General features: G+C 61.5%; 15 protein-coding genes and 1 riboswitch. Of the genes, 12 read left to right on the top strand and 3 right to left on the bottom strand.

Features of this window, described 5'->3' with window-relative positions:
* Window positions 1–6: 6 nt before the first annotated feature.
* Window positions 7–1,281 carry a lipid IV(A) 3-deoxy-D-manno-octulosonic acid transferase gene (waaA, locus tag AB1J88_RS18175; RefSeq protein WP_108181498.1) on the top strand — a complete coding sequence of 425 codons (1,275 nt, stop codon included), beginning with the start codon at window positions 7–9 and terminating at the stop codon, window positions 1,279–1,281.
* Window positions 1,282–1,447: 166 nt separating this feature from the next.
* Here the strand turns inward: waaA and AB1J88_RS18170 are convergent, their stop codons facing one another.
* Complete coding sequence (locus AB1J88_RS18170) at window positions 1,448–2,881, bottom strand: TolC family outer membrane protein (RefSeq protein ID WP_041065783.1); 1,434 nt, start codon at window positions 2,879–2,881, stop codon at window positions 1,448–1,450.
* 205 nt (window positions 2,882–3,086) lie between these two features.
* Window positions 3,087–3,192: riboswitch (TPP riboswitch) on the top strand.
* Window positions 3,193–3,338: 146 nt separating this feature from the next.
* On the opposite strand from AB1J88_RS18170, the gene thiC reads away from it, so the two are divergent.
* Both thiC and cytX read left to right on the top strand, forming a co-directional pair.
* On the top strand, window positions 3,339–5,228 hold the full coding sequence (gene thiC, locus AB1J88_RS18165) for a phosphomethylpyrimidine synthase ThiC (RefSeq protein WP_041065780.1): 1,890 nt from the start codon (window positions 3,339–3,341) through the stop codon (window positions 5,226–5,228).
* A 200-nt stretch (window positions 5,229–5,428) separates the two neighbouring features.
* Complete coding sequence (cytX, locus tag AB1J88_RS18160) at window positions 5,429–6,721, top strand: putative hydroxymethylpyrimidine transporter CytX (protein WP_108181499.1); 1,293 nt, start codon at window positions 5,429–5,431, stop codon at window positions 6,719–6,721.
* Here the strand turns inward: cytX and AB1J88_RS18155 are convergent.
* Complete coding sequence (locus AB1J88_RS18155) at window positions 6,690–7,436, bottom strand: RsiV family protein (protein WP_430291640.1); 747 nt, start codon at window positions 7,434–7,436, stop codon at window positions 6,690–6,692. The genes cytX and AB1J88_RS18155 overlap by 32 nt on opposite strands.
* A gap of 230 nt (window positions 7,437–7,666) precedes the next feature.
* On the opposite strand from AB1J88_RS18155, the gene AB1J88_RS18150 reads away from it, so the two are divergent.
* From AB1J88_RS18150 to AB1J88_RS18110, 9 genes are all read left to right on the top strand, one after another.
* Window positions 7,667–8,284: an NUDIX domain-containing protein gene (locus AB1J88_RS18150; RefSeq protein WP_041065772.1), complete on the top strand. Its 618-nt coding sequence runs from the start codon at window positions 7,667–7,669 to the stop codon at window positions 8,282–8,284.
* A complete protein-coding gene (locus tag AB1J88_RS18145; RefSeq protein ID WP_007967395.1) occupies window positions 8,275–8,727 on the top strand; it encodes a DUF1249 domain-containing protein in 453 nt (150 codons plus the stop codon). The genes AB1J88_RS18150 and AB1J88_RS18145 overlap by 10 nt, the downstream gene beginning before the upstream one ends.
* Window positions 8,728–8,826: 99 nt before the next feature.
* Window positions 8,827–9,642 carry a 3',5'-cyclic-AMP phosphodiesterase gene (gene cpdA / locus AB1J88_RS18140; RefSeq protein WP_430291639.1) on the top strand — a complete coding sequence of 272 codons (816 nt, stop codon included), beginning with the start codon at window positions 8,827–8,829 and terminating at the stop codon, window positions 9,640–9,642.
* Window positions 9,643–9,846: 204 nt separating this feature from the next.
* Entirely contained in the window at window positions 9,847–10,455 is a 609-nt protein-coding gene (locus tag AB1J88_RS18135; RefSeq protein WP_430291637.1) for a YqiA/YcfP family alpha/beta fold hydrolase, read from the top strand.
* Between the two features lie 42 nt (window positions 10,456–10,497).
* Window positions 10,498–12,405, top strand: a complete 1,908-nt coding sequence (gene parE / locus AB1J88_RS18130; protein WP_414904256.1) for a DNA topoisomerase IV subunit B — start codon at window positions 10,498–10,500, stop codon at window positions 12,403–12,405.
* Window positions 12,405–13,394, top strand: coding sequence for an esterase-like activity of phytase family protein (locus AB1J88_RS18125; protein ID WP_430291636.1), 990 nt, complete (start codon window positions 12,405–12,407; stop codon window positions 13,392–13,394). Before parE ends, AB1J88_RS18125 begins: the two co-directional genes overlap by 1 nt.
* A complete protein-coding gene (locus tag AB1J88_RS18120; RefSeq protein WP_041065757.1) occupies window positions 13,391–13,915 on the top strand; it encodes a retropepsin-like aspartic protease family protein in 525 nt (174 codons plus the stop codon). Before AB1J88_RS18125 ends, AB1J88_RS18120 begins: the two co-directional genes overlap by 4 nt.
* A gap of 7 nt (window positions 13,916–13,922) precedes the next feature.
* On the top strand, window positions 13,923–16,187 hold the full coding sequence (gene parC, locus AB1J88_RS18115) for a DNA topoisomerase IV subunit A (protein WP_003221074.1): 2,265 nt from the start codon (window positions 13,923–13,925) through the stop codon (window positions 16,185–16,187).
* 186 nt (window positions 16,188–16,373) lie between these two features.
* On the top strand, window positions 16,374–17,084 hold the full coding sequence (locus tag AB1J88_RS18110) for a PqiC family protein (protein WP_041065754.1): 711 nt from the start codon (window positions 16,374–16,376) through the stop codon (window positions 17,082–17,084).
* 251 nt (window positions 17,085–17,335) lie between these two features.
* Here AB1J88_RS18110 and AB1J88_RS18105 read toward each other — a convergent pair whose 3' ends face one another.
* A complete protein-coding gene (locus tag AB1J88_RS18105) occupies window positions 17,336–18,850 on the bottom strand; it encodes an AhpA/YtjB family protein (protein WP_041065751.1) in 1,515 nt (504 codons plus the stop codon).
* Window positions 18,851–18,888 lie beyond the last annotated feature (38 nt).

Here is an 18,888-nt window from a genome sequence, read left to right as displayed (position 1 = left end):
GCCGCCATGAATAGAACTCTCTACACCGCGCTGTTTTACCTGGGGCTGCCATTGGTGGCAATTCGGCTGTGGCTGCGCTCGCGCAAGGCTCCGGCGTATGCCAAACGGATTGGCGAGCGCTTCTCTTATGGCATGCCGTCACTGCGACCCGGAGGCATCTGGGTGCATGCGGTATCGGTGGGAGAGAGCATCGCTGCTGCACCGATGATTCGCGCCTTGCTGCAACGTTATCCACAGCTGCCGATCACCGTGACCTGCATGACCCCGACCGGATCGGAGCGGATTCAGGCGCTGTTCGCCAGCGAGCCGCGCATCCAGCATTGCTATCTGCCATACGACTTGCCGTGCGCAGCGGCGCGTTTTCTTGATCACGCCAAACCGAAACTCGCGGTGATCATGGAAACCGAACTGTGGCCCAACCACATTCATCAGTGTGCCAAACGCGGGATTCCGGTGGCGCTGGCTAACGGTCGTTTGTCCGAGCGTTCGGCGCGGGGCTATGGGCGCTTCAGCAAGCTGACCGCGCCGATGCTCGCTGAAATGAGTTTTTTCGCGGTGCAGACCGAGGCTGAAGCCCAGCGCTTCCGAGATCTCGGCGCGCGACCGCAGACGGTCGAGGTCACCGGTTCGATCAAGTTCGACCTGACCATCGACCCGCAACTGCTGCAGCGCGCCCATGAGTTGCGCGGCCAATGGCAGGCCTTGGAACGCCCGGTGTGGATCGCCGCCAGCACCCACGAAGGCGAAGACGAAGTGGTGCTCGACGCCCATCGTCGCCTGCTGGCGAACTACCCGAATGCGTTGCTGATTTTGGTGCCGCGTCATCCCGAGCGTTTCAATTCGGTGTTCGAGTTATGCCAGCGAGAAGGCTTTGCCACGGTGCGTCGTTCCACCGGTGCCAATGTCGAGGCAAACACCGCGGTGCTGCTCGGCGACACCATGGGCGAATTACTGTTTCTTTACGCGTTGGCGGACAGCGCCTTCGTTGGCGGCAGTCTGGTGCCGAACGGTGGACACAATCTGCTGGAGCCAGCAGCGTTGGCAAAACCAGTGCTCAGCGGCCCGCACCTGTTCAACTTCCTCGACATCGCCGCGCAATTGCGTGAAGCCGGGGCATTGGCTGAAGTGGATGATGCCGAAGGGCTGGCGGTGGAAGTGCAGCGCCTGTTCGAATTGCCGCGCGATGCCCAGCGCATGGCCGAGGCGGGACTGGCGGTGATGCGCCGTAATCAGGGAGCGTTGCAGCGGCTGCTGGATGGGCTGGGCCGGTTGATCAAATAGTCGCCTGGAACATTGTGGCGAGGGGATTTATCCCCGATGGGTTGCGCAGCAGCCCCCAAACCATTCACCTCGGTGATTCAGTCAGATCGGGTAAGCCGGGTTTACGACTGCTGCGCAGTCGAATCGGGGATAAATCCCCTCGCCACAGGGGATTTATTCAGATTGTTTACGGCCGTGCCTTGAGCTGTGCTTCGGCGGCTTTGGCCAGATCCGGCGGGAGGAAATCCTTGTCCGGGTTGTAGTCGGCCTTCAAATAACGTCGCAGGTCTTCCAGATCACCCGGATTCAACGTCCCCGCCGCCTGCTTCAAGCGCAGGTTGTCGAGGATGTAGTCGTAACGGGTGTTGTTGTAGTTGCGCACCGAGGTGTACAGCTGACGCTGAGCATCGAGCACGTCGACGATGTTGCGCGTCCCCACCTGATAACCGATTTCCGTGGCTTCCACCGCGCTCTGGTTGGAAATGATCGACTGGCGCCGCGCCTGTACCTGCTCGACATCGGTGTTCACCGCGCGGTGCAGGTTGCGGGTGTTTTCGACGATCTGCCGGCGCAGGGCTTCGCGCTGCTGTTCGCTCTGATCCAGTTGCGCATAGGACTGGCGCACTTGCGAACTGGTCAGCCCGCCGCTGTAGATCGGAATGTTCAGTTGCAACGCCAGCGTGCGTTGATCGACGTTGCCACCGTACGGCGTGCCGAAGGCGTTAGGGTTGGCGAAGCCGAGGGCGTCGTTGTCACCCTTTTCGTATTTGGCCACGGCGTCGAGGGTCGGCAAGTGGCCGGCCTTGCGCTGCTTGAGGGTCTGTTCGGCGGAGCTGACCGCAAAGTTGCTCGCCAGCAGATTGAGGTTCTGTTTGGCGGCGGTGTCGACCCAGGCCTTGGCGTCGTTGGGTGTCGGCGGCAGGATCGGCAACGTATGGACGATGCCCTGAATCGAGTTGTACTGACGGTTGGTCAGGGTGATCAGCGCTTCGAAGGCATCGTCGACCTGACGCTGGGCAACGATCCGGTTGGCACGCGCGGTGTCGTAGCTGGCTTGTGATTGCAGGACGTCGGTCTTGTCCGACAGGCCGACATCGAAGCGCTCGTTGGACTGGTCGAGCTGACGCTTGAACGCGGCTTCTTCTGCCTTGGTCGAAGCCAGGTTGTCCTGACTGCGCAGCACGTTGAAGTAGCTTTCGGCTGATTGCAGGATCAGGTTCTGTTCGCTGGCCGAGAGTTGCAGGGCGGCCTGTTCGTTGACGTCCTTGGCGGCCTGGTACTGGAACCAGCGGTCGGCACGGAACAAGGGCTGGGCCAGGGTCGCCTGATAGGAGTGTGCGCTGCGATTGGCAATGGCTGAAGGCTGGTCGATCGAGGTGCGCACATCCGCCACTTCGGCGCCGCCGGACAGGTTCGGCAGCAAGCCGGCACGGGCCTGTGGCACCACTTCTTTCTGCGCGCCGTACTGGGCGCGGGCGGCGGCCAGATCGGCGTTGTTGTCGACGGCTTCCTGATAGACGCTGACCAGATCGGTCTTGGTCGACAAGGGCGCTTCTGCTGCCCAGGCCATTGCGTTGGACGCACAAGACACGGCAAGAGCCAGTGAAAGTTTGCGCAGCATGAGGCGATCCCTAGCAAAAATATTACGAAAATAATGTGCGCGCCAAGGCTACGGCGCGGCCCTGACAGCGTCAAGGTGCGCAGGGCAAAGCGAGTGTAGTTGTGCAAACGTGCGGCAACAATCCTGCAAGTCCCGGTAATTGCGCCATTCATCATGGTGTTTGCCGCGGTGTTGGCGTTCTTTGCCGGTTGTGTCTAGACTGGCCGGGTTCTTGTCGGGGTGCCTTGCTATGAGGCTGAGATCGAATAATTTCGGATCCCGTTGAACCTGATCAGGTTAGCGCCTGCGTAGGGAACAAGATTTCTCGTCACCCGGCGAGTCCTCTTGTGCTTCGTCCGGGAAATTGTTCGACAATCGAACGCTCGACGACGATGCACAGCACCAGTCCTGGTGCGTCCGTGCCTTTCAGGTTCTGCTCCGACAATCCACTGCCTGGATGCTGTCTGGAGAGCCCGTGATGACTACAAAATCTAAAAACGCGATCAACCTGAGTGACTCGGCCAAGGTCGATGAGCAGTCGGTTCAGCCGTTCACCCGTTCGCAAAAAGTCTACGTTCAGGGCTCGCGCCCGGACATCCGCGTGCCGATGCGCGAAATCACCCTCGATGTGACGCCGACCGACTTCGGCGGCGAAATCAACGCGCCGGTCACCGTCTACGACACCTCGGGCCCGTACACCGATCCGAATGTAGTGATCGACGTGCGCAAAGGTCTGGGCGACGTGCGTTCGGCGTGGATCGACGACCGTGGCGACACCGAGCGTCTGCCAGGCCTGAGCTCCAACTTCGGTCAGGAACGTCTGGCGGACCCGGAGCTGACCAAACTGCGTTTTGCCCACGTCAACAACCCGCGCCGCGCCAAGGCCGGGGCCAACGTCAGCCAGATGCACTACGCGCGCAAAGGCATCATCACCGCCGAGATGGAATACGTCGCCATCCGCGAAAACATGAAGCTGCAAGAGGCCCGCGCCGCCGGCCTGTTGACTCAGCAACACGCCGGCCACAGCTTCGGCGCGAGCATCCCGAAAGAAATCACCCCTGAGTTCGTCCGCGAAGAGATCGCCCGTGGTCGCGCGATCATTCCGGCCAACATCAACCACGTCGAACTGGAACCGATGATCATCGGCCGTAACTTCCTGGTGAAGATCAACGGCAACATCGGCAACAGCGCGTTGGGTTCTTCCATCGAAGAAGAAGTGGCGAAACTGACCTGGGGCATTCGCTGGGGTTCGGACACGGTCATGGACTTGTCTACCGGCAAGCACATCCACGAAACCCGCGAGTGGATCATCCGCAACTCGCCGGTGCCGATCGGCACCGTGCCGATCTATCAGGCGCTGGAGAAGGTCAACGGCGTCGCTGAAGACCTGACCTGGGAGCTGTTCCGCGACACGCTGATCGAGCAGGCCGAGCAGGGCGTCGACTACTTCACCATCCACGCCGGCGTGCTGTTGCGCTACGTGCCGCTGACCGCCAAGCGCGTGACCGGGATCGTTTCCCGTGGCGGTTCGATCATGGCCAAGTGGTGCCTGGCGCACCACAAAGAGAACTTCCTCTACACCCACTTCGACGAAATCTGCGAAATCATGAAGGCCTACGACGTCAGCTTCTCGCTGGGCGATGGCCTGCGTCCGGGCTCGATTGCCGACGCCAACGACGAAGCGCAATTCGGCGAGCTGGAGACCCTCGGCGAGCTGACCAAGATCGCCTGGAAACACGACGTGCAGTGCATGATCGAAGGCCCAGGCCACGTGCCGATGCAGTTGATCAAAGAGAACATGGACAAGCAGCTGGAGTGCTGTGACGAGGCGCCGTTCTACACCCTTGGCCCGCTGACCACCGACATCGCCCCGGGTTACGACCACATCACCTCGGGTATCGGTGCGGCAATGATCGGCTGGTTCGGTTGCGCGATGCTCTGCTACGTGACACCGAAGGAGCACTTGGGCCTGCCGAACAAGGATGACGTGAAGACCGGGATCATCACCTACAAGATCGCCGCCCACGCAGCGGACTTGGCCAAAGGACACCCGGGCGCGCAGATTCGTGACAACGCCTTGAGCAAGGCGCGTTTCGAATTCCGTTGGGAAGACCAGTTCAACCTCGGTCTGGACCCGGACACCGCGCGTTCGTATCACGACGAAACCCTGCCGAAGGATTCGGCCAAGGTCGCGCATTTCTGTTCGATGTGTGGGCCGAAGTTCTGCTCGATGAAGATCACTCAGGAAGTCCGCGAATACGCGGCCAACCAGCGGATCGACGCGGTCGACGTGGACGTCGCCCAGGGCCTGGCGGAACAGGCCGAACGGTTCAAGAAGGAAGGCAGTCAGCTGTATAAAAAAGTCTGATCCCTGACTGATCTTTTGTGGTGAGGGGATTTATCCCCGATCGACTGCGCAGCAGTCGCAATTTTGAGAACCGGGTCCTTCAGATGGACCGCGTTCTCAGGTTTTGGGGCTGCTTCGCAGCCCATCGGGGATGAATCCCCTCGCCACAAGTGGGCCAGCTTGATCACACACAACAACAAATGTCCCTCTGAGATAACACCTTGAGCATTCAACCCGGCACTTATTCCCCCGACCTCGCCGTATCCGCCGACAAGCGAGTATTTGGCGGTCGCGATCTGTTTTCCCTGTGGTTCTCCCTCGGCATCGGCCTGATGGTGTTGCAGACCGGCGCGTTGCTCGCGCCCGGTCTGGGCCTCTCCGGCTCGCTGTTGGCGATCTTCCTCGGCACGCTGGTTGGCGTGTTGCTGCTGGCCGCCGTCGGCGTGATCGGCAGCGACACCGGCCTGTCATCGATGGCCGCGCTTAAACTGAGCCTCGGCAGCAAAGGCGCGAGCCTGCCGGCACTGCTCAACCTTTTGCAACTGATCGGTTGGGGGTCGTTCGAAATCATCGTCATGCGCGATGCCGCCAGCCTGCTCGGCACTCGCGCGTTCAGCGAAGGTTCGCTGTGGGCCAGCCCGATGCTCTGGACGTTGTGCTTCGGTGCGCTGGCGACCTTGCTCGCAGTCAGCGGGCCGCTGACGTTCGTGCGCAAGATCCTGCGCAAATGGGGTATCTGGCTGATCCTGGCGGCGTGCATCTGGCTGACCTGGAATCTGTTCGCCAAGGCTGATCTGGCGGCACTCTGGGCGCGTGCGGGGGACGGTTCGATGCCGTTTGCCGTGGGCTTCGATATTGCCATCGCGATGCCGCTGTCGTGGCTGCCGCTGATCGCCGATTACTCGCGTTTCGGCAAGCGCGCGAAAAACGTATTCGGCGGCACGGCGATCGGTTTCTTCGTCGGCAACTTCTGGTTGATGAGCCTCGGCGTGGCCTACACCTTGGCGTTTGCGCCAAGCGGTGAGGTCAATGCGTTGCTGCTGGCACTGGCCGGGGCCGGTCTGGGCATTCCGCTGTTGCTGATTCTGCTGGATGAGTCGGAAAACGCTTTCGCCGACATTCATTCGGCAGCGGTTTCCAGCGGGATTCTGTTGCGTTTGAAGGTCGAGCATCTGGCCTTGGCCATCGGCGTGATCTGCACTCTGATTGCACTGCTGGCGCCCTTGGCGCAGTACCAGAACTTCCTGTTGCTGATCGGCTCGGTGTTCGCGCCGCTGTTCGGCGTAGTGCTGGTGGATCACTTCATCCTGCGTAAGCGCAGCGCCCACGTGGCGTCAGCCGCATTGCGCTGGCCGGCGCTGTTGGCGTGGCTGGGCGGGATCAGCACCTACCACTTGCTGGCGAATCTGTATCCGGATGTCGGCGCGACCCTGCCGGCACTGGTGCTGGCAGGGCTGTTGCAACTGGTGCTGGGCCGGGCTTTCAGTTACGGCCGGGAAACAGCTCGGGTTTGAGGATGCCGTTCAGACGCGGGTAAGGAATCTTCAGTTCGACGTGGCCCAGTGCGTAAGGCGCGATGGTGCTCACGTCGTACTTGAGGATCACGCCACCGTAGGTCAGCGCCACGTTCGGGGTTTTCACGAACGGCCAGCTCTTCACGAAATCCGCTTCCTGATCGAGCTTGGTGCTGATCAGCCAGCTGTTGTGCGCCACCTGCGCAGCCTTCCAGAACGCGTCTTCCTGACCCGGCAGCAACATGTCCGACAGGTTCAGCACCTTGTGCTGCTGACGCGAGTAGTTGATGAAGCCGCGCCCCGGGGTGCCATGGGCGCCGCCGGTGTCGAGGTAGCTCGACAGTTCGATGATCACCAAGCCGTCATGCTGCTCGCGTACCTTGGCCTGCAGATAGCTGCTGTTGCGCGGGCCGGCGGTGCGCAGGAATTGATCACGATAGGCCGCCAGGGTTGGCGCGACCGCTGCGTTCTGCTCGGTGCGGGTCATTTGCAGCAGGCGCTTTTCGATAATGCCGTCCAGTGCAGGCTCGGCCGCGAAGTGCACGGTATCGATATTCACCAGCGGACAATCGGGGTTGGAACAGCCGGGTTTCAGGGTTTCCGAGGCGTCGCGGGTGGTGTCCAGCGGCGTGCGGTAGTTGGGCTGGAACAGGTTGGCGCAGGCGCCCAGAGTCAGGGCGATGGCGGCCACGGAGGCAATTTTGAAAAGCGACATGGGCGTCCTTTCTGAAGCAGGGGAAGGCAAAAAGTTATCCGCTTCGACTCTCGCCGAAGCAGTCAGTTCGCCACTAAGCTAATTAGAGTGGGTTTCGCCGCCACCGTCCATCCCGCTGGCGGTAAAGGGGCTGCATCAATCATCACCGGCGCGTTAGGATGGCGCGAAGTCGAGGTTGCCGGTCACCACAAGGCACCTCGTATCGGGATTTGCAGTAAGAGAGGATGCTCATGACAGATTTTGCCAACGCCACTCCGGCCAACGTCGACGTCGTAAAGCGCGAGCGCTGCTACGAGGGCTTCTACAAGCTCGACCGTTTGCACCTGCGCCATGAGCTGTTCGCCGGCGGCATGAGCCGCGAGATCAACCGCGAAGTCTTCGTGCGCCACGATGCCGTGTGCCTGCTGCCGTACGATCCGCAGCGTGACGAAGTGGTGCTGCTCGAGCAGTTTCGCGTCGGGGCCATGGGCAAGACCGACAACCCGTGGCTGGTTGAGCTGGTCGCCGGTCTGATCGACAAAGTTGAAGTGCCGGAAGAAGTTGCTCACCGCGAGGCACAGGAGGAAGCTGGACTGGACATCAAGGCCCTGTGGCCGATGACCAAATATTTTCCGTCGCCGGGCGGCAGCAACGAGTTCGTGCATTTGTACCTGGGGCACTGCAGCACCGACGGCGTAGGCGGCCTGCACGGGCTGGAGGAAGAAGCAGAAGATATCCGCGTTACGGTCTGGGCCTTTGAAGATGCCTTGCAGGCCGTCCGTGACGGACGCATTGCCAATGCGGCGAGCATCATCGCCTTGCAATGGCTGGCGCTGAACCGCGCCGAAGTGAGGGGGTTATGGTCGTAAACAAGCTGCGCGATCGTTATCGAGTTGACCTTGCGGGCCTGCAAGCCGCCTGCGAGGCCAACTACGCGCGCCTGATGCGACTGGTGCCGGACATGCGCAACGACCCCGAAGCGCGGCGCATCGCCGTGACTCAGGGCGAGCAGATGCTCGGCGTGCTGGCCCTCGAAGTGCTGCAGACCTGCCCGTACACCACCACTTTGCAGGTGCGCCAGGAGCACAGTCTGCCGTGGTTGCCGGTGCCGCAACTGGAGGTGCAGGTCTATCACGATGCGCGCATGGCCGAGGTGATCAGCGCCGAACATGCACGACGCTTTCGTGGCATCTATCCTTACCCGAACGCCGCGATGCATCAGCCGGATGAAAAGGCCCAGCTCAATCTGTTCCTGGGGGAATGGCTGAGCCATTGCCTGGCCCTGGGGCACGAGTACGAAGTCGTACGCTAGTTGTGAACTGCGTCCGGTTCGCCGGTTTCCCCTTTGCGCCATCCCCCAGCATAATTGCGGCACTCAACCGATTCCGTGCTTTTGCCCTGGGAGAACGCCTTGCCGAGCGTATCCACATTGACCACCGCCGATCCGGCGTTGCTGGTGCAGTTATCCGACAGTCACCTGTTCGCCGAGGCGGACGGCACGCTGCTGGGCATGAACACCCGCGAGAGTCTGCAAAAGGTCATTGAACAGGTACTCAAGCAGCAGCCGCGGATTGACCTGATGCTGGCCACGGGTGATTTGTCACAGGACGGAACACTTGAGTCGTATCAACTGTTTCGCCAGATGACCGTGCAGATCGATGCGCCGGCGCGCTGGATTCCCGGCAATCACGATGAACCGCAAATCATGGCTCAGGCCGCGGTGCAAAGTGCATTGCTGGAATCGGTGGTCGATGTCGGCAACTGGCGCGTGACCTTGCTCGATTCGGCGGTGCCGGGCTCGGTGCCGGGTTATCTGCAGGATGATCAGTTGCAGTTGCTGGCCCGTTCGTTGAGCGAAGCGCCGGAGCGCCATCATCTGGTGTGTTTCCATCATCATCCGGTGTCGATCGGATGCCCGTGGATGGAGCCGATCGGCTTGCGCAACCCGGAAGCGTTTTTCGACGTGCTCGATCGTTTTCCACAGGCGCGCGCGGTGCTGTGGGGGCATGTACATCAGGAAATCGACCGCGAACGCAACGGCGTGCGGCTGATGGCCTCACCGTCGACCTGCATCCAGTTCGAACCGGGCAGTCACGACTTCAAGGTCGGCGAACAGGCCCCGGGCTATCGCTGGTTGCGGCTGTTGCCGGATGGGCGGCTGGAAACCGGTGTCGAGCGCGTTACCGACTTCGAGTTCACCGTCGATTACGGCTCCAACGGTTACTGACACTCCCTGTAGGAGCTGCCGAAGGCTGCGATCTTTTGATCCTGTTTTTAAAATCAAAAGATCGCAGCCTTCGGCAGCTCCTACAGGAGGTCGCGGGGTCGGGAGGGCAGCATTGCTACAGGGCATGCACATCATTTGTATGGCCCATCCCACCGCGACTCCCTGTAAACTCCGCTATCTTTCGCCGACACTCAGGGAGCTCAAATGTCCGGTTCGATCCTCTATATCCACGGTTTCAACAGCGCGCCGGCCTCGAAAAAGGCCTGTCAGCTGGTCGAGGTGATGGAACGGCTGGGTTTGAGCGAGCAATTGCGTGTCCCGGCGCTGCATCACCACCCGCGTGAAGCCATCGGTCAGTTGCAGCAGGCGATTGCCGAACTGGGCCGGCCGTTGCTGGTGGGAAGCTCACTCGGCGGCTACTATGCGACTCACCTGGCTGAGCGCCACGGCTTGAAAGCCCTGCTGGTCAACCCGGCGGTCAGCCCGCACCGGATGTTCGACGGCTATTTGGGCACGCAGAAAAACCTGTATACCGATGAGACCTGGGAACTGACCCACGACCATGTGACGGCCCTGGCCGAACTGGAAGTGCCGGCGCCGGTGAATGCACAGCGTTATCAGGTGTGGTTGCAGACCGGCGATGAAACACTGGATTATCGCCTCGCCCAGCAGTATTACCGGGCCTGTGCCCTGCGCATTCAGGCCGGCGGCGACCATGGTTACCAGGGTTTTGCCGAACAATTGCCGGCGTTGTTAAGTTTTGCCGGCATTGGCGCGGATTTGTATCAGGCAATCGATTTCACCGCACTGTGAAGTCTTGCCCCTTTTTCATTGAATCACTGACGACGAGACCCTATGGCCACTCCCAGCGCTAGCTCTTATAACGCCGACGCCATCGAAGTCCTCTCGGGCCTCGACCCGGTGCGCAAACGCCCCGGCATGTACACCGACACCAGTCGGCCGAACCACCTCGCCCAGGAAGTCATCGACAACAGTGTCGACGAAGCCCTGGCCGGCCACGCCAAATCGGTGCAGGTGATTCTGCACGCCGATCACTCGCTGGAGGTCAGCGACGACGGACGCGGCATGCCGGTCGACATTCACCCGGAAGAGGGTGTGTCGGGTGTCGAGCTGATCCTCACCAAGCTGCATGCGGGCGGCAAGTTTTCCAACAAGAATTACCAGTTCTCCGGCGGTCTGCACGGGGTGGGTATTTCCGTGGTCAACGCTTTGTCGACCGAAGTCCGGGTGCGCGTGAAGCGTGACGGCAACGAATACCAGATGACCTTCAAGGATGGCTTCAAGGCCACTGAGCTGGAAATCGTCGGCACCGTCGGCAAGCGCAACACCGGCACCAGCGTGTACTTCGCGCCGGATCCGAAATACTTCGATTCACCGAAATTCTCCATCAGCCGCCTCAAGCACGTGCTCAAGGCCAAGGCGGTGTTGTGCCCGGGCCTGCTGGTCAGCTTCGAGGACAAAGGTACCGGTGAGAAAGTCGAGTGGCATTACGAAGACGGCCTGCGCTCCTACCTGGTGGACGCGGTCAGCGAATTCGAACGCCTGCCGGACGAGCCGTTCTGCGGCAGCCTGGCCGGTAATAAAGAAGCGGTGGACTGGGCGCTGCTGTGGCTGCCGGAAGGTGGCGACGCGGTGCAGGAAAGCTACGTCAACCTGATCCCGACGGCGCAGGGCGGCACTCACGTCAACGGTTTGCGTCAGGGCCTGCTCGACGCGATGCGCGAGTTCTGCGAATTCCGCAGCCTGCTGCCACGCGGCGTGAAGCTGGCGCCGGAAGACGTCTGGGAACGCATCGCTTTCGTGCTGTCGATGAAGATGCAGGAACCGCAGTTCTCCGGCCAGACCAAAGAGCGTCTGTCGTCCCGTGAAGCGGCGGCGTTCGTTTCCGGCGTGGTCAAGGACGCTTTCAGTCTGTGGCTCAACGCCAATCCGGAAACCGGTCTGGCGCTGGCCGAACTGGCGATCAACAACGCCGGTCGTCGCCTCAAGGCGAGCAAGAAAGTCGAGCGCAAGCGCGTTACCCAGGGCCCTGCGCTGCCGGGCAAACTGGCCGACTGCGCGGGTCAGGATCCGATGCGCTCCGAGCTGTTCCTGGTCGAAGGTGATTCCGCCGGCGGTTCCGCCAAGCAAGCGCGGGACAAGGAATTCCAGGCGATCCTGCCGTTGCGCGGCAAGATCCTCAACACCTGGGAAGTCGACGGCAGCGAAGTGCTGGCGAGCCAGGAAGTGCACAACATTGCCGTGGCCATCGGTGTCGATCCGGGCGCCACGGACATGAGCCAGCTGCGCTACGGCAAGATCTGCATCCTCGCCGACGCCGACTCCGACGGTTTGCACATCGCCACGCTGCTGTGTGCGCTGTTTGTCCAGCACTTCCGCCCGCTGGTGGATGCCGGGCACGTCTACGTGGCAATGCCGCCGCTGTACCGCATCGACCTCGGCAAAGAGATCTACTACGCCCTCGACGAAGCCGAGCGCGACGGGATTCTCGACCGTCTGGTGGCCGAGAAGAAACGCGGCAAGCCGCAGGTCACCCGATTCAAAGGCCTGGGTGAAATGAACCCGCCGCAGCTGCGCGAAACCACCATGGACCCGAACACCCGGCGTCTGGTGCAGCTGACACTGGGCGACGATTTTGCCCAAACCTCGGAAATGATGGACATGCTGCTGGCGAAGAAACGCGCCGGTGACCGCAAGACCTGGCTCGAATCCAAGGGCAACCTCGCCGAGGTGCTGGCCTGATGCGTTTTGGCTGGGCCTTGGCGGGTGCCTTGCTGCTGAGTGCGATGAGCGTGTCGGCCGAACCGCTGCAGGAGTTGCGGGTGCTCTCCGAACACCCGGTCGACGGCATGCGCGGCGGCAACCTGTCGGGGCTGGCCATGTGTGGCAGCGAGTTGTGGGCGGTGTCGGACCGTGATGACGACCAGATCTATCGACTCAACACCGCCGATCAAGCCTGGCAGGCCGAAGCCTTGCACATCGACGTGCCGCCAGTGCCGGAGACCGGATTGCCGTGGGGATTGCGCTCGCGCAATTGGGCCGCGTCGTTCGTGCGCGGTGGCGACCTGGATTTCGAAGGCATCAGCTGCGACAGCGCCGGCAATCGCTACATTGTCAGCGAGGGCCACGCGGCGGTCTTGCAGGTGCCCGTCAGCGGCCCGGTCAACTGGCTCAAGATTTCGCCGATGATGGTTCGCGAAGCACGTGCCAGTGGCATGCTCCTGCATTTCAACGCGATCTTCGAAGGTCTGGCGATCAACCCGGCGGGCGATCAGATGTGGCTGGCCGGCGAGCGGCAAAACCGTGGCTTGCTGCTGATCAAGCGTCAGCAGACCGTGTGGGATTGCGACGGTCGTTGCGTGTTGCTCAGCGAGGGCGGCAAGGAGATGCAGCCGCCGCAGTTCCCGCACGCCAAAGCGGTCGACCGCGACTTTTCCGACCTTTCATTGTTCAACGGCAAATTGTTTACCCTTGAACGCAACGCCTTCCAGATTTGTCGACGCGATGCGCAGACTGCCAAGGTCGAGCGTTGCTGGTCGTACGCTGCTGAACTGTTGCAGGCCAACCGCCGTTATTCGCAGAACTTCGGGTTGGAAGAAGCGCTGATCGTTGATGCGGAGGGGGCGTGGGTCGGCGTCGACAATAATTTCGGCCCGCGGGCTGACGGTGAGGTTCGGCCGATCGTCTGGCGCTTCGCCGCGCCTGAAGGTGGCTGGAGCGCCAAACCGTGAGTCAGCAACCGCCGGGCAAACGCGCCGGCCGGGTGTTGATGATTCTGGCCTGGTGTGCGGGGCTGTTTCTGGCCACGCGGTTTTTCGGCCAGTGGGAAGAACGTCAGCAGAATCCGAACGTGGTGGTCACGTCCGAGCAGCATGACGGCGTGGTCGAAGTAAAACTGGCGGGCAATGCCCAAGGGCATTTCGTCGCCAGTGGCCAGATCAACGGTGAGCCGGTGGAGTTCATGCTCGACACCGGCGCCACCGATGTGGCGATCCCGGCGGATCTGGCCAAACGCTTGAAACTGGAAGAAGGTTTCGGTGTGACCCTGAGCACGGCCAACGGCCTGAGCCAGGGCTACCGGACAAAGATCGAGCGCCTGCAACTGGGCGACATCGTGCTGCGGGACGTCCGCGCACTGGTGGCGCCGGGGCTGCATGGCGATCAGGTGCTGCTCGGCATGAGCGCCCTGAACAAACTTGAATTCACCCAGCGCGGTGGCACCATGCTGCTGCGCCAGACAACGAACCGATGAGGCCCGCATGAGCGACTCCCTTGATCTCAGCCTGGACGGTGTAGAACGCCGCTCGCTGGCTGACTTCACCGAAAATGCCTACCTCAACTACTCCATGTACGTGATCATGGACCGTGCCCTGCCGCATATCGGCGACGGTCTGAAACCGGTACAGCGGCGTATCGTCTACGCCATGAGCGAGCTGGGGCTGGACGCCGATTCCAAGCACAAGAAATCGGCGCGTACCGTCGGTGACGTGCTCGGCAAGTTCCACCCGCACGGCGACTCGGCGTGCTACGAAGCGATGGTGCTGATGGCTCAGCCGTTCAGCTATCGCTACACGCTGGTTGACGGTCAGGGTAACTGGGGTGCGCCGGACGATCCGAAGTCCTTCGCCGCCATGCGTTATACCGAAGCGCGCCTGTCGCGCTATTCCGAAGTGCTGCTCAGCGAGTTGGGCCAGGGCACGGCCGACTGGGGGCCGAACTTCGACGGCACCTTGCAGGAACCCTTGGTTCTGCCGGCACGTTTGCCGAACATCCTGCTCAACGGCACCACCGGCATTGCTGTCGGCATGGCCACCGACGTACCGCCGCACAACCTGCGCGAAGTCGCTACCGCTTGCGTGCGCCTGCTCGATGAGCCGAAAGCCACGGTCGAACAGCTCTGCGAACACATTCAAGGCCCGGACTATCCGACCGAAGCGGAAATCATCACCCCGCGCGCCGACCTGCTGAAAATGTACGAAACCGGCAAGGGCTCGGTGCGCATGCGCGCCGTGTACCACGTCGAGGACGGCGACATCATCGTCACCGCGTTGCCGCACCAGGTCTCCGGGGCCAAGGTGCTGGAACAGATCGCCGCGCTGATGCAGGCCAAGCCGTCGAAAGCGCCGCAGATCGCCGACCTGCGTGACGAATCCGACCACGAAAACCCGTGCCGCATCGTGATCATTCCGGTCAACAGCCGCGTCGATCACGAAGCGCTGATGCAGCACCTGTTCGCCAGTACCGAGCTGGAATCGACCTACCGGGTCAACGTCAACATCATCGGTCTGGATGGCAAGCCGCAGCTGAAGAACCTGCGCGCCTTGCTGGTCGAATGGCTGGAGTTCCGCGTACTGACCGTGCGTCGTCGCCTGCAATTCCGCCTCGACAAGGTCGAGCGCCGCCTGCACCTGTTGGACGGTTTGTTGATCGCTTACCTCAATCTGGATGAAGTGATCCACATCATCCGCACCGAGGAGCATCCGAAAGCCAAGCTGATCGAGCGCTTCGCCCTCAGCGAAATCCAGGCCGACTACATCCTCGACACCCGGCTGCGGCAGTTGGCGCGCCTGGAAGAGATGAAGCTGCGCGACGAGCAGGACGAACTGCTCAAGGAACAGGCCAAGTTGCAAGCCTTGCTGGGCAGCGAAGCCAAGCTGAAGAAGCTGGTGCGCACCGAGCTGCTGAAAGACGCTGAAACCTACGGTGATGATCGTCGTTCGCCGATCGTCGAGCGTGCCGAAGCCAAGGCGCTGACCGAACACGATCTGCTGCCGAACGAGAAGGTCACCGTCGTGCTGTCCGAGAAGGGCTGGATCCGCTCGGCCAAGGGTCACGACATCGACGCCACCGGCCTGTCGTACAAGGCTGGCGATGGCTTCAAGACCTCGGCGGCGGGGCGCTCCAACCAGTTTGCGGTGTTTATCGATTCTACCGGCCGCAGTTATTCGGTGGCCGCGCACACCTTGCCGTCGGCTCGAGGCCAGGGGGAGCCGTTGACCGGTCGTCTGACCCCGCCGCCCGGCGCCACGTTCGAATGCGTGCTGATGCCCGAAGACGATGCGTTGTACGTGATCGCCTCCGATGCCGGTTACGGTTTCGTAGTCAAGGGTGAAGACCTGCAAGCCAAAAACAAGGCCGGTAAAGCCCTGTTGAGCCTGCCGAACAACGCCAAAGTCATCGCGCCGCGCCCAGTGGCCGATCGTGAGCAGAACTGGCTGGCCTCGGTCACGACCGAAGGTCGCCTGCTAATCTTCAAAATCAGCGATCTGCCACAATTAGGGAAGGGCAAAGGCAACAAGATCATCGGTATTTCCGGTGAACGTGTGGCCAGTCGCGAAGAATACGTCACGGACATCGCCGTACTTCCGGAAGGCGCTACCTTGGTGCTGCAGGCCGGAAAACGGACCCTGTCGCTGAAGGCCGACGACCTCGAACACTATAAAGGTGAGCGTGGACGTCGCGGGAATAAACTCCCGAGGGGCTTTCAGCGGGTGGATGCGCTGCTCGTCGAAAACCTCAATTAGGCGAAAACGCCCCTCTAGAGGCGTCGAACTACGATTTAACGCGTAGATCGACGCTTTGGCGCTGGAGTCGGAACGCATATTCACGGATGATATGGCCTTTCCAAGCGCCGGCGTGGCCGAGCGTTCTTCATATTTATTGAGTATTTTCACTGTGGTCAGCCTTGTGGCGGCCACCTGGACGGGATGATGACTGCTCTGCGCCCTCTTATTTTCCTGCTCGCTGGCGTTTTGGGCCTGGCGGGCTGCAGCGTTCACCAGCCGGTGTCGCTGTATCAACTGGACAGCGGAAGTCCGGTTCAGCCTGCGCAAAGCGCTGGCATGGCGGTTTTGTTGGGCCCGATCGTCGTGGCCGATTACCTGCAACGAGAAACCCTGCTGCAGCGTCAGCCCGACGGCAGCCTGCAAGCTTCGACCGATGGTCGCTGGGCGGGCAGCCTTTCGTCGGATATCGATCAATTGCTGATGCGACAGGTGGCGGGTCATCTGGACAGCCAGCGTGTGGTGCTGGCACCCGCGACGTTGGGCTTCACGCCCGATGTGCAGGTATTGCTGACCATCACGCGACTGGATTCCGGTCAGAAACAACCGGCGATCCTCGATGCGCAATGGCGTCTGATCGACCGTCGTGGGCAGGTACGCGATAACCGCATCGTTCATCTGCAAGAGTTGCATGCCGGGACCACGGCTTCGCAGGTTCAAGCACAGGGGATTCTGCTGCAGCGTCTGGCCGAGCAGTTGTCGGTGGCGCTCAAGCCATTGGCCAACCAGCCGCCGGTGGCCGAAGCACCGCGCAAAGCGGCGCCAAAACCGGCCGCGCCGGCAGCGGATGCCGAGAAACAGCCAAAGATCCCGATGGCCTCGCCGATTCGTACCGATATGGAAGTGTTCCGCTTCTAAGTCTGCATCAGCGTCAAACCAGAGCCCGCCTTGTGCGGGCTTTGTTGTGTCTGGGGGCTGGAGATCTTTGCCGTCAGTGCGCGCGAAGAGGCCCGGACAGACGCCAAAAGATCGCAGCCTGCGGCAGCTCCTACAGAGATTTACGCCAATCCACTGTAGGAGCTGCCGAAGGCTGCGATCTTTTCAACAGGCAACAAAAAAGCCCGCAGACAATCACTTGTCTGCGGGCTTCTGTGCATCAGGCCTGAAGCTTACGCCCGGCGCTCATGCATCCGCGCCAGTTGCCGCTCGAGCATCGACGGATAAGGCTCCATCAAGCGCTCCACACAGCAAGCCCCCTCAGGGCTGGCGATCGGACGGATCCGCGCACGCTGGCGAATCAGCCCGTCGTCACCGATCTTGCGCTCGACCAGCAGCAGGTTGCGGCTGTGCTGCGACAGAGCCAGGGCATCCTGGGCCGAGTCGGTCAGCAGCAAGTCGATCTGGCTCAGACCGAACAGGTCTTCACCCAGGGTCAGGCCCAGCTGCAATTGCAAGGTGATGCCGCTGTCGGCGACTTCGATCTGCAATTGATGGCCCAGCGCCCGCAGCAATTCACCGCAGCAGATCGCATTGGTCAGGTAGTCGTCACCGCTGTCTTCGGTGTGGAACAGCATCAGCGTGCTGCCGTCGTTCAGGGTTTCGATCTCGCCCTGATACAGCGAAGCGGCCTGATCGAGGCAATCGCGGTAGCGCTCCAGCAACTCTTCCAGACGGGCACGCGGCAGGCGCCGCAGTTGTTCCTGCGAGCCCAGTTGCACGGCCAGTACCGCGCTGTGCTGGGGCACGCTAGGCGTGGCCTTGCGCGTGATCGGTTGCGGCGCTGCATCCAGCGATTCGTCGCGCAGGTCAGCAAAAGCGTCGTCGTCTTCATCATCTTCAACGGTGCTGACCACATGGCGCGGTGCAGGTTTTTGCGCAGCCATCGGGCGGGTTTCGTCAAAGCTCGGGTCGCGCAGGTTGCGCACTTCGAACTCTGGCTCATCCTCTTCTTCGAACTCGGGTTCCGGCTCGGGCTCGGGTTTGGGCGCAGGCTCTGGGGCGAAGTTGGCGTGCAGCTGACGCGCCAGATCGCCGATCTCGTCCTGACGGTCGGTACCCGGAGTGTATTCGTCGATGTTGCGCAGCCAGACGCGCAATTGCAGCAGGGGCGTCGACAGATAGCGGCCCATGCGCAGACTCAGGGCCAGCGACAGCGCCAACAGGATCGCACTGAGAATGCCCATGCTCTGCAGGCTGATGGTCATCGGCTGCTGGAACTGATCCATGTCCAGGCTGATGCGCAGTTGCCCGGCAGTCACGTCCTGGAAGGTGATCTTGCTCTCGTACATGCCCTCGGCTTCGCCCAGCAGGCTGTGCTTGGGGCGCTGACCGGATTCGGCGAGGATGCGGTTGTCCACGCTATAGATAGCGGCGTGTGCCACCAGCTTGTTCTTGGTCAGGTTGTTGAGCAGCACGTTGAGGCTGAGGATGTCGTTGGACACCAACAGTTCAGTGGCGGAGGTGGCAGTCTGCGTGGTCAGGCTTTCGCCCAGCGCATCGGCCTGCTCGTGCATGGCCTGCTTGAACTGCAAGCCCATCACCCCGGCATAGATCACCAGGGCCAGAGCGACCAGGATCACGTTATGGCTGGCAATGCGCAATGCAATCGGCACACGGCGATGACGCAGTGCACGGAAGATCAGCAGGAAGAAGTTATCGGTTTTAACTGGCGTGGGCCGGTTCACTGAGCTCGGCTCTTTTGTCCGTGAAGTTGACGCGCAGT

The sequence above is a fragment of the Pseudomonas sp. S8 genome (assembly GCF_050473925.1).
Taxonomy (GTDB): domain Bacteria; phylum Pseudomonadota; class Gammaproteobacteria; order Pseudomonadales; family Pseudomonadaceae; genus Aquipseudomonas; species Aquipseudomonas parakoreensis.
The sequence above is the reverse complement of the archived record's forward strand: the minus strand, read 5'-3'. Positions and strand labels throughout refer to the sequence as shown.